The sequence below is a fragment of the Pseudomonadota bacterium genome, assembly GCA_027624955.1.
GTDB lineage: Bacteria > Pseudomonadota > Alphaproteobacteria > UBA828 > UBA828 > PTKB01.
Map to the genome: position 1 here is coordinate 17,965 of JAQBTG010000043.1, position 11,159 is coordinate 29,123.

General features: G+C 59.5%; 11 protein-coding genes. 4 read left to right on the forward strand and 7 right to left on the reverse strand.

What is annotated here, in order from left to right; all coding sequences use genetic code 11:
• Positions 1-22: 22 nt before the first annotated feature.
• Both O3A94_14600 and O3A94_14605 read right to left on the reverse strand, forming a co-directional pair.
• A complete protein-coding gene (locus tag O3A94_14600; protein ID MDA1357481.1) occupies positions 23-1,354 on the reverse strand; it encodes an FAD-dependent oxidoreductase in 1,332 nt (443 codons plus the stop codon).
• Positions 1,355-1,509: 155 nt separating this feature from the next.
• Entirely contained in the window at positions 1,510-2,103 is a 594-nt protein-coding gene (locus tag O3A94_14605) for a nitroreductase family protein (protein ID MDA1357482.1), read from the reverse strand.
• Between the two features lie 163 nt (positions 2,104-2,266).
• Between O3A94_14605 and O3A94_14610 the strand changes: the two genes are divergently transcribed.
• On the forward strand, positions 2,267-2,821 hold the full coding sequence (locus O3A94_14610; GenBank protein ID MDA1357483.1) for a hydrolase: 555 nt from the start codon (positions 2,267-2,269) through the stop codon (positions 2,819-2,821).
• Positions 2,822-2,851: 30 nt separating this feature from the next.
• Here O3A94_14610 and O3A94_14615 read toward each other — a convergent pair whose 3' ends face one another.
• Positions 2,852-3,733 (reverse strand): formate/nitrite family transporter, encoded by an 882-nt coding sequence (locus O3A94_14615; GenBank protein ID MDA1357484.1) that lies wholly within the window; start codon positions 3,731-3,733, stop codon positions 2,852-2,854.
• Positions 3,734-4,008: 275 nt separating this feature from the next.
• Here O3A94_14615 and O3A94_14620 point away from each other — a divergent pair, with 275 nt between their 5' ends.
• From O3A94_14620 to O3A94_14630, 3 genes are all read left to right on the forward strand, one after another.
• A complete protein-coding gene (locus tag O3A94_14620; protein MDA1357485.1) occupies positions 4,009-4,977 on the forward strand; it encodes a TAXI family TRAP transporter solute-binding subunit in 969 nt (322 codons plus the stop codon).
• Between the two features lie 84 nt (positions 4,978-5,061).
• Complete coding sequence (locus O3A94_14625) at positions 5,062-7,275, forward strand: TRAP transporter permease (GenBank protein MDA1357486.1); 2,214 nt, start codon at positions 5,062-5,064, stop codon at positions 7,273-7,275.
• A gap of 33 nt (positions 7,276-7,308) precedes the next feature.
• Positions 7,309-7,737 carry a universal stress protein gene (locus O3A94_14630; GenBank protein ID MDA1357487.1) on the forward strand — a complete coding sequence of 143 codons (429 nt, stop codon included), beginning with the start codon at positions 7,309-7,311 and terminating at the stop codon, positions 7,735-7,737.
• A gap of 26 nt (positions 7,738-7,763) precedes the next feature.
• On the opposite strand, the gene O3A94_14635 is transcribed toward O3A94_14630, so the two are convergent.
• From O3A94_14635 to O3A94_14650, 4 genes are all read right to left on the reverse strand, one after another.
• Entirely contained in the window at positions 7,764-9,188 is a 1,425-nt protein-coding gene (locus O3A94_14635) for a mannose-1-phosphate guanylyltransferase/mannose-6-phosphate isomerase (protein ID MDA1357488.1), read from the reverse strand.
• Positions 9,185-9,658: a 3-phosphoshikimate 1-carboxyvinyltransferase gene (locus O3A94_14640; GenBank protein MDA1357489.1), complete on the reverse strand. Its 474-nt coding sequence runs from the start codon at positions 9,656-9,658 to the stop codon at positions 9,185-9,187. Before O3A94_14640 ends, O3A94_14635 begins: the two co-directional genes overlap by 4 nt.
• Positions 9,659-9,660: 2 nt before the next feature.
• A complete protein-coding gene (locus O3A94_14645; GenBank protein MDA1357490.1) occupies positions 9,661-10,770 on the reverse strand; it encodes a nucleotidyltransferase family protein in 1,110 nt (369 codons plus the stop codon).
• Positions 10,771-10,788: 18 nt separating this feature from the next.
• A partial coding sequence (locus tag O3A94_14650) for a transglutaminase-like cysteine peptidase (GenBank protein MDA1357491.1) occupies positions 10,789-11,159 on the reverse strand: 371 nt, incomplete at its 5' end.

An 11,159-nucleotide genomic window follows, 5' to 3' on the forward strand; every position in this document is an offset into this window, starting at 1 on the left:
GCACACCCTCGGCAGGGCAAATTCAACCCAGTGCCGTCAACATTTCGTCGACAGTAACGAATTTTTTGCGCGGCGCACCTTCCCGGGCATTGGCGATTTCCGCCGCCTCGATCGTCTGCCACTCGGCGAAACTGACCGCGCGTACGCCGCGCACCGCCAACAGCGCTTCCAATGCGGCGCGGCCGCTCTTCCCGCCGCCGGCTGCGCCATCCGTTGCGCCACCCGTTGCGCGGAAGTCTGCGAGAATCTGTTCAGCCGCCAATTTGCCGTCTGGTTTGTTGGTGCCGATAACGCCGCTCGGGCCGCGCTTGATCCAGCCCACCGCATACAGGCCGTCCGCCACTCGGCCGTCGTCGCTGCGGACGATGCCGCCCTTTTCGTCGAAGGGCGTGTCGGCAACCGGGCGCGAAGTATAGCCGATCGCCGCGATCACCAAGCCGCAAGGTACCTCAAAAAATTCTCCGAGGCCCACGGCGCGCCCGTCGCGGACCTGCGTGCGCTCGAAGCGGACGCCCGTCACCCGCGTGTCACCGAGAATTTCCACCGGCTGCGCGTAAAATACGAAATGCACCCGTTTCGGTTTCTCATCCGCCTTGCGCTCGATGAATGTACGCACCGTCGCAAGGTTTTTTTCGGTCAGCCGCCGGTCGCGGTCCGACATCTCGCCTTCGACCGAATCGGGCAATTGCGCGGCGTCGATCTGCGGCACGCAATTCTCCAAATGCCCCATTTCGCGCAGTTCGACATTGGTGTATTTGGCGTCGTTGGGGCCGCGCCGGCCGACCATGTAGACGTCCGTCAGGCGCGACGCCTGTATCGGTTGCGCCGCATAGTCAGGCAAATCCGTGGCCGCCATTTCCGCTGGCGTCTTGACCAGCACTCGGGCGACATCGATGGCGACATTGCCATTGCCGAGAACGACCACCGCGCCGACGTTTAGGTCGGGATTTAGGTCGCGGCAATCAGGATGACCGTTATACCAATTGACGAAAGTGGCGGAGCCGAAGACGCCTTTCTTGTCTTCGCCGGGAATGCTAATGGTGCGGTCACTGTCGGCGCCCACGGCGAGCACCACCGCATCGTACATCTCGCGAATTTCGTTGAGGCCGATATCCTTGCCGATTTCGACATTGCCATAATAATTGACGCTCTCGTGTGACGCGGTTTTAGCAAAGGCGCGCATCACATTCTTGGTTTTCTCATGGTCCGGCGCGACGCCGAAGCGAATCAATCCATAAGGACAGGGCAGGCGCTCGATGATATCGACGCGGCAGTCACTGTCGGATTTCAATAAGGCGTCGGCCGTGTAGAAGGCGGCCGGACCCGATCCTATGATCGCAACGCTCAAGCTCATTTGGGGTTATGATTCCTGATAACTTGAATGCCGAGCAGTGGACTTATTCGCGCCCGACGGCGAAATATGACAGCGCAGGGCGTTTGGTAAAACTTTTTTTTCGCCCCGCCTGCCGCGCGCCCGATCTTTTGACCTATGCCTTGGAATTGTGACCGCTAGAGCGACGCGGGCTGCCCCCAGGCGCCGCTATAGACGGTCTCGGAAAGCGCCATGCGCGCGCGCGGCGCCAATTCCATTTCCCGCAGATTCTCCGCCAAGCTGTCGGTTTCACCATAGTAGCCAATCGCGGCACCGCTCGCCGCTTCATAGCCTTCGGGCAGGCCATAGGTCTGTTGAATTTGATCGGGCAGGATGCCTCCCATCTGGTGCACGAAGAGGCCGAGCGCCGTGGCTTGGACGCTCAGATGGGCCATCGCCTGACCGGTATCGTAAAGCGCATGGCGGTTCTCTTTGCCGTTTTCGAAGTTCATCCGCGCCACGGCGAAGAGCAAGACCGGCGCATGCTCGGCCCATTTTTGGTTGCCTTCCACGAGACACGAAAGCGCCGCCTGGAATTCGCTATCCGTTTGGCGCGTGGCGATGATGAAACGCCATGGCTGGGCGTTAAAACAGGACGGCGCCCAGCGTGCCGCCTCCAAAAGCGAGCGCACGGATTCCGGCGGAACGGGGCGGTTGGAAAAGGCGCGCGGAGACCAGCGATCGCGCAGCTGATCGAGGATCGGGAAATCGTTATTGGCGGAATTTTTCATGTGGCTCGTAGTTCCTTCCGTTGTTCAGGTTTGGCGGTATTTTAGCCCAATTCCAGCGTATTTATGCTACCGCTTTGCGGCGCGACGGCGATTTCGTCAGGCTGCCAACAACGCCGTCGTCCCACCTGGTCCGTTCAAGGGTTAATCACCCGGAGAATAGCATATGTTGCTCGACGCCCAGCGCTCTGTCTTGATCGTCATAGACCTTCAAAATAAACTGATTCCGGCCATCGACAAGGGTGCCAAAGTGGTCGCCAACGCCGGCATATTGCTCGAAGGGGCGGGCCGGCTCGGTGTGCCGGTTATCGTGTCCGAACAATATCCCAAGGGTCTCGGACTCACGGTTGATGCCATTGCGGCCAAATTGCCGAATGAAACTAAGACGATTGCCAAGCTCACATTCAGCGCTGCGCGCAGCGAGGATTTTCGCCGCGATTTATCGGCGTTGCGGGCGGGTGGGCGCGATCAAATGGTGATTTGCGGCACCGAAACGCATGTCTGTGTTTTGCAGACGGTGGCTGATCTGCTGGCTGAGGAATTGCCGGTCTTTCTCGTCACCGACGCCAGCGGATCGCGCGCTGAAGAAAACCGCCGCGCCGCTGTCGAGCGAATGGCCGCGTTTGGAGCGCAATGCGTGACCAGCGAAATGGTGCTGTTCGAATGGCTGGAAGTCGCCGGCAGCGACGACTTCAAGGTGTTGAGCAAGCTGATAAAGTAAGGCGCCCGCCGTTCAATGGGAACTGCCGGTTCAGCGATGGCGCAGGTAAATGAACCAGTAGACCGCGCCAACCAAGAGGCCGCCGCCAATCACATTGCCGATGGTTACTGGTATGAGGTTGAGAATGACGCTTGATATGGTGAGCGCGCCGTAATCCGCTGGGGTGGCGGCGATGTCAGCCCAGAAACTGTCCGGCGCGCCGGCTTTGATCATTAGGCCAAGCGGCAGGAAGTACATGTTGGCGATCGAATGCTCGAAACCACCGGCGACAAAAGCAGCGACCGGCGGAACGATCGCCGCCACTTTTCCGGCTACCGTCCGAGCGCTGAAACAGAGCCAGACCGCCAAACAAACCAGCACGTTGCACAAAATCCCAAGCGCTAGCGCTTGGCCAAATCCCAACTCGACTTTGGCCTTGGCCACCGCCAGCGCCGCCGCGCCAACTTCGCCGCCGCCAAAACCATATTGTCCGGCAGCAAATATAAGTGCTGCGGCCGCGATCGCGCCGACCAGGTTGCCAATGAAAACGATCAGCCAATTACGCAGTAAGCTGCGCAAACTGACGCGCTTGGCCGCCCACGCCATGACGATCAGGGCGTTGCCGGTGAACAACTCGGCGCCGCCGACGATCACCAGTATGAGGCCGAGGGAAAAGGTTAAGCCGGTGAGGAGGCGGACAATGCCATAGGGCAAGACGTCACCGGCGCCAGCGGCGGTGACGGTCGCGAACATGGCGCCAAAAGCGATAAAGGCGCCGGCCAGCACGGCCAAGGCAAACAGGCGGGGTATATCCAGGCCGGCTTTGAGTTCCCCGACGCGCTCCGCCTTTAGCGCCATCTCTGTCGGCATCAGGCTATCCATGGGGGCTTGGCTGGGGCGCTCTGGATGCGTCTCTTGCGGCTCCTTATTCATTTTTATTGCGCTCCATCCTGAGTGCCGTAATAGCATAAAGTTTCAGCTATCATCACCTCCGAATATAGCCCATCGGCACGGTTGGCGCCGAAAATTAGGCCCGGTTTTCTGGCAGTTGGCGGCCTTTGGACCTTGGGGCTCGGTTGCATTCAAACCGTCGCACCGCTACGGTCTGGATAAGGAACGTAAGGGCCGCGCGGCGCGCAAGCGAGATTTTGCCGGCCCGAAGCGGGGAGATATGACTGCAAATAAAAAATGAACAGAGGAGAAGCATCATGATCAGTCGAAGAGCGGTACTGGCCTTCGCCGCCGCAGTGGCTCTGATGGCGGGTACGTTCGTCGGAGCCCCGGCCAAAGCGGGACAGGATATTTTGATCGGCGGCGGCTCAGTAACCGGTGTCTATTATCAGGTCGCGCTTAATGTATGCAATTTGATCAATAAGCATAATGGCGACAACTATAACTGTGTTGGCCGACCGGCTCTGGGCTCGGTATTCAATATCCGCGCCGTGAAACGCACCTTGCTCGATTTCGGCGTCGCTCAGTCGGATCGTAATTTTGAGGCTTTCCATGGACTAGGTGATTGGGACGGCGCGCCGATGGAGGATTTGCGCAGCGTCTTTAGCATGCATCCCGAGACAGTGCTGCTGGTGACCCGCGCCGATGCCGGCATCAACAGCGTTTCGGACCTGAAGGGCAAGACCGTCAATATCGGCAATCCTGGCTCCGGTCAGCGTGGCAACGCCGAAGACGTCCTGCGCCTTTATGGTATCGACAAAGACAATGATATCGATGCACGGGGCCTGCAACAGCAGGAAGCGAGCCGCGCCCTGGTGGATCGGAAAATCGACGCGTTCTTCTATACTGTTGGCAATCCTTCCGCCGCGATCGAGGAGCCGGCCAACTCCACCGAGATCAAGGTCATCCCGATCAATGACGCGGCGATCCAGGCGTTTGTCGATGAGCGCCCATATTACGTCATGACAACAATTCCCGCCGGTACCTATAAGGGCGTCGATGAGGACGTCGAAACTTATGCTGTGACCGCGACCGTCGTGACCAGCGCCAGCGCATCGGAACAAATGATCTATGACACCGTCAAGACGGTATTTGAGAATCTTGATGAGCTGAAGGGGACACATGCGGCGTTCCGCGTGCTCGAACCCAAATCCATGCTCGAAGGGTTGTCTGCGCCGCTCCACGCAGGTGCTGAAAAATACTATAAAGAACGCGGCTGGAAATAAACGCAACGCATCGCGAACGCGATCGGGGGCGGCAGGTGTCGCCCCCCTTGCGTTGGCGCTAATCGAAATCGGATTGGACGAAAAATGGCGAAGCCCGGGCACAAGAACGGGGAACCGCCGGGGCCCGAGGCCAAGAGCGGCGAGGCCGCGGCGCAAGATATCTTGGAACAGGTCGAGAGTGGCCCGCGCAGCCCGGATCTCCCGATCGCTCGCATTGCCATCTTGCTGTTATGCATCGTTTGGTCGGGCTATCAGCTCTATATTGCCTATCAGCCGGTCAACGCCACTATTGCCCGCGCCTGGCATCTCGCCTTTGCCATCCTCCTGGTCTATCTCGCCTATCCCGCTTACAACGAATCGCGGCTGCCGTTCTGGGTGAAGCTGACGCGGAAGATCTTTCCGCGCGCCCGCCCGCGGCGCTCCCTGCGCAGCCGTATCCCACCACTTGATATCGCGTTGGGCGTCACCGCTGCCGCCGCCGCGCTTTATATCTGGTGGGATTACGAAGGCATTATCACGCGTCAGGGCCTGCCGAGCACGGCGGATGTGTGGGTCGGCGTGGTGATGATCGTGCTGCTACTCGAAGCGGCGCGCCGGGCACTTGGCCTGGCGCTTCCTATTCTCGGTATGATCTTTCTCGCCTACAGCTTTCTCGGCCCCTACATGCCGGAATTTTTACGCCACCGGGGCATCCCGCTCGACTATGTCATCGCTGATCAATTTCTTTCGACCACCGGCATATTCGGCGTGCCGCTCGGCGTCTCTACCGATTTCGTATTTTTATTCGTGCTCTTCGGCGCTCTTCTCGACCGCGCTGGCGCCGGCAAATATTTCATCGATGTGGCCTTCGCTGGGCTTGGTTGGATGCGCGGCGGCCCAGCCAAAGCGGCGGTCGTCGCTTCAGGTCTCACCGGCATGGTCTCCGGCTCGTCCATTGCCAACACCGTGACGACCGGGACTTTTACTATCCCGCTCATGAAAAAGGTTGGCCTGCCGGCCTACAAGGCTGCTGCAATCGAAGTTGCGTCCTCCACCAATGGCCAACTCATGCCGCCGATCATGGGCGCCGCAGCTTTCATCATGGCCGAGATTATTGGCATACCCTATCTCGATGTCGTGCGTGCGGCGCTCATACCGGCGCTGGTTTCCTACATCGCTCTTTTCTATGTGGTGCATCTCGAGGCGCGCAAGCTAGACATCAAGCCCATCCCGCGCTCCGAGTTGCCGCGTCTTCTAAAGACATTCTTAGGCGGCTTGCACTATCTGCTGCCGATTATCGTGCTGGTCGTCTATTTGGTGGTGTTGCGACGCTCGGCGATTACTTCGGCACTGTTCGCGATCGAGGCCCTCGCCGTCATCATTGTCGTGCAGCGTCCGATCATTGCTTGGCTCGCTTGGTGGCGAGCTGGCCATGAGCCGGCGCCTGGCCAGACTCTGGGACTGGCGCTTCGCACCGCTTTTGTCGACGGTATCAAGGATATTTTTCTCGGCCTCATCGGCGGCGCGCGAAACATGATCGCAGTTGGTGTGGCCACGGCGAGCGCCGGTATCATCGTCGGCGTCGTGACCAGCACGGGATTGGTCGGGCGATTCGTCACGCTGATCGATACAGTCTCGATGGGCAACATCTATCTCATGCTGATTCTCACCGCGATCACCAGCATGATCCTCGGCATGGGTCTGCCGACGACGGCCAATTATATCGTCATGGCGACCTTAACCGCACCGGTGATCGTGACTCTCGGCAGCGATGCGGGGCTGATCTTTCCGCTTATCGCGGCGCATCTGTTCGTGTTTTATTTTGGCATCTTGGCCGATGATACACCGCCGGTGGGTCTTGCCGCTTATGCGGCAGCGGCGATCGCACGCTCCGATCCAATCCGAACCGGCGTGCAGGGTTTCACCTATGACCTGCGCACCGCGATTCTCCCATTTATCTTTCTGTTCAATACCGATTTGCTGATGATTGACGGCGTCGCAGCGGACGGTGCGATTGTGTGGATCGACGATCCGCTGCGTCTCATTTGGATTTTTGTCGTCACGCTGCTCGCGATGTTTGCCTTCGCCGCGGCGATCCAGGGATTCTTCGCCGAACGTTGCAGCATCATCGAACGAGTTATCTTGCTTGGACTCTGCGTTTTGTTGTTTCGCCCGACGGTAGTGGCCGAGCCGTTGGGTATCCCGCGCGAGGCAATGCAGGCGTTGGCCCTTTGCGGTTGCGCCCTGCTCTATGCTCAGCAGCGCTTGCGCGCCGGGAGTTGGCGTTTGCCGGGGCGCTCACGGCCAACAGACAAATGATCGCCTTTGCCCTTCAGACGGTTGGAAACCGATATGTATGAAACAATATTGTTGCCGCTCGATCTCAACGAAACTTCATCTTGGGAAAAAGCCCTGCCCGCTGCCGCTGATTTATGCCGGATATCGGGCGGTACGCTTCACGTCATGACGGTGCTGCCCGGTTACGGCATGAATTTGGTCGGTCAGTACTTCCCGGAAGGCGCAGAAGAAGCCGGCGAGGCCGCGGCGCTCGACGAGCTGAAAAAACTCACTGCAGAGCTTGTGCCAAAAGGCATCGCGCTCGAACACAGCGTGGTGCAGGGTGCGGTGCATGAACAAATCGTGGCGACCGCGGAACGTATCGGCGCCGATCCCATCGTTATGGCGGCGCGGCGCGCGGGCCTCGCCGATTTCCTGCTCGGCGACAATGCCTACCGAGTGGTACGCCGCTACAGCCACTCGGTGATGGTGGTGCGCACCTAACCGTTGAGGCCGCTCGCACCCCGGTATTACGAACGCCCGTAATGGTCTTCCAGGCGCACGATATCGTCTTCGCCGAGATAGTCGCCGCTCTGCACTTCCACGACGTGAAGCGGCTCACTGCCGGGATTTTCCAGCCGGTGGTGAACACCCACAGCAACATAGGTGGATTGATTTGCGGCCAGCTCCAGCGTTTCCAAATCGCGCGTCACACGGGCCTGGCCCGCCACCACCACCCAATGTTCGGCGCGCCGGTTATGATATTGCAGTGAAATGCTGGCGCCTGGATTAACCGTCAGCAGCTTGACCTGAAAGCCGGGCTCCCGGCGGAGACCCTCGAATGCGCCCCACGGGCGGACCACGCGCAGGTGTTCCATCACTTCGATACGGCCCTGTTCTGACAGCTGGCGGACGACATCGCGCACCGCTTCCGCTTTGTCCATGGGGGCAACGAGGATCGCGTCCTTGGTCGCCACCACCGCGATATTCTCGAGGCCGAGCGCGGCCACAAGCAGCCCATCGCTGCGGATATAGGACGCCTTGCAGTCGAGCGCGATGACGTCACCTTCGATGAGATTTCCCGCGCCGTCCTGTGCGCCCGCTTGCCACAATGCCTGCCATGAGCCGACATCGCTCCAACCCACGTCGATCGGCACCACCGCCGACCGTTCGCAATTTTCCATCACAGCATAATCAATCGATTCGCCAGTTATCGTGGCGAACGCTGCTCCAGCGAGGCGGAGAAAATCCTGTTCTGAAACGGCGTCGCCCAGCGCTGTGCGGCAGGCGTCCAGCATGTCCGGACGGTGGCGCTTGAGCTCGGCCAAATAGCGCGCGGCGGAGAATAAAAACATGCCGCTATTCCACAGATATTGACCCGTTGCGATAAACTCCTGCGCGCGCGACAAATCTGGTTTCTCGACGAAGCGCGCCACCTTGCAACCTCGCCCGGCGCCAATCGGCGCGCCCTTCTGGATGTATCCGTAACCGGTTTCAGGCGCATTCGGAGTGACGCCAAAAGTGACCAAGTGGCCGGCTTCGGCCAGAGGCCGGGCTTCGTCAATGGCGGCACGAAGACCTTCGGCGTCGGCGACGACATGATCGGCGGGCGTAATCAGCATCAGTGCATCGGCCGAATCCTTGGCTAGCAGGAGGGCGGCGACGGCGGCTGCCGGCGCCGTGTTGCGTCCGACCGGCTCCAAAATGATGCGCTGCGGCGTGAGATCGATTTGGCGAAGCTGTTCCGCGAGGATGAAGCGGTGTGCCTCATTGCAAATCAGGAGCGGCGACGCGAGGCCGGAGGCGGAAAATCGTCGCGCTGTATCCTGCACCATGGTTTGGCTGCCGACGAGCCGCAACAATTGCTTGGGATAGGCAGCGCGGGAGAGTGGCCACAACCGCGTGCCTGAACCACCGCACAGGATTACCGGGTAAACCGGTGGAACCGCCGTCACTTACCCCCCACTTGGGACTGGATATTATCCCATACGCCGAGCGAGAATCCGGGCGCGATATTCAGGCCGAAAGCCGATTTAAGCACGTAGAAAGCGCCCAATACAAAACTCAGGAGAAGCAGCAGAACGAAAAATAGAAACAGGACATTTCCGAGCGTCGCCATGGGATGGGAATGGCGCTCGGCGCGGTTGCGGCTGCGCGGCCGTTTGTCGATGCCGGCCAGAAACACGAAGTAATAGGTGCGCGCCAGGATCGGCAGGGTAAAGCGGAAGTCGATCGCATGCTGACTCCAACTGCGCACGCCGTAAGCGCGGATAATGGCGCGCAGTTGCGCATCGGTGAAGGTCTCGGCGATATGGGCTGGCATGCTGCTGGCAAATTTGCGCACGAAGTGATGATCCGCCTTGGCGGATTTCGCCGCGTCTGGCGGGGCGCCCGGAGCGCCTGAATCAAGCTGGTTTTCACTCAAGGCTACGCGTCCGCTTCTTCTATTGGCAGGCCGGGTAGTTCATGTTTCCGGCGAATGAGCAGGCCTGCCAGCCTCTCGCCATTGCGCCGCAGCAGATGCAGCGGCGAATCATACAAGCTCATTTCTAGTTTCAGCTTAAATCTGTCCGGCAGATGCAGCAACGTCAACGAGCGCATGTTGCCGGCCACCCGGCTCACCAGGCGCTGTCCCGCAGCGGTCAGAAATCGCCCGGCGAAAAGGCCTTCAGTTCCACCGATACCGATCTCGGCCAGAAGGTCGCGGTAGAAAAGCGTGCGGCTGATAAATTTCCCACGCCGGGCCATGGATTCGACGGCGGACCAGTCCGGCGCATGGCGCGACATAAAGAGCGCCGCATCGAACAGAGCTTTCAGACTCCGCGGCTCGTAAAAATCGCGGAAGGCATGGAGCGCCAGAATTGCAAAGATGTGCGCTTCGCCGGGCACGCGCAAGTTGCCGTTCTCGGTTTCTAGACGACGCGCAGCGCCAAATATTTCCGCTGTTGGCACCCCGTGACAGGCTGGGTAATCGACGACCAGGCGGTGAAAATCGATAAAAAATTCCGGCCCGTCGCGCGGCGTGACTGGTGCGAAGCTTGCTTTCGTCAAAGCGCCCCAAGCACGATCCGAGGCGGGGTCAGTCCGGGTCACAAAATCATGTTCGCGCAGGATCGCCGTGAGGGCGCCGAGATCACTCTCAGGGACCAAAATATCGGCGTCCGGCAGGGAGCGAAAATAAGGCGCCGGATAAAGCGCATAGGCGTGGGCAAACCCTTTGATCGCAAGGTTGGGGATATTCTGTTGGTCCAGCGCCGCCAGGAGTTCCGATATCCCGCGCCGTGCTTGGCGCGAACAGACGGCGGCGATCTGGGCGCGTTTGAGAAGCGCTTCGCGTTCGATACCGGCGCGTGCGAACGCATCCGGCCCAAGCGCCTCGAGGCAGGCCAACGCGAGCGGAGCGCCGATCAAAGCGCTGGCGGTGGCGGCGCGCTTGGGCGCCGAAAACAATTCGGCGACGAATGAATCCAAGAACTGTGCCGGCAGGAAAGACGGCGCCAGGGGTGAAAACGCGTCGGGCATATGCCCGTCAGGCATGATGTGGCGCGCTAGGCTCTAGCCGCGGTGCAGCCACCAAGACTTCTCGTTGACCGAAAAGAACGGCTTGTAATGGTGAATCTTCTTACTCGGAAGAATCTGCTTGGTCTGATTGTCGAGAATATAGGGCTTGCCGTTGATATAGACGGCGAGGATGCCGTGCGCGACACCCAAATTTTGATCCTGCACCACCACGATGCGCATCTTGTCCAACGGAAAGCCGATGGCGCGGAGCGACATGTATTTGGCGATGGCGTAATCCTCGCAATCTCCGTTTTGATCTTTGAACTGCGTCGGCGTCGCCCAATAATCGTCGACCCCCCAATTGCGGATATCGCTGATGTATTTCACACCGTTGAGATATCTGTTGACCGCCTTGACCTGGCTGA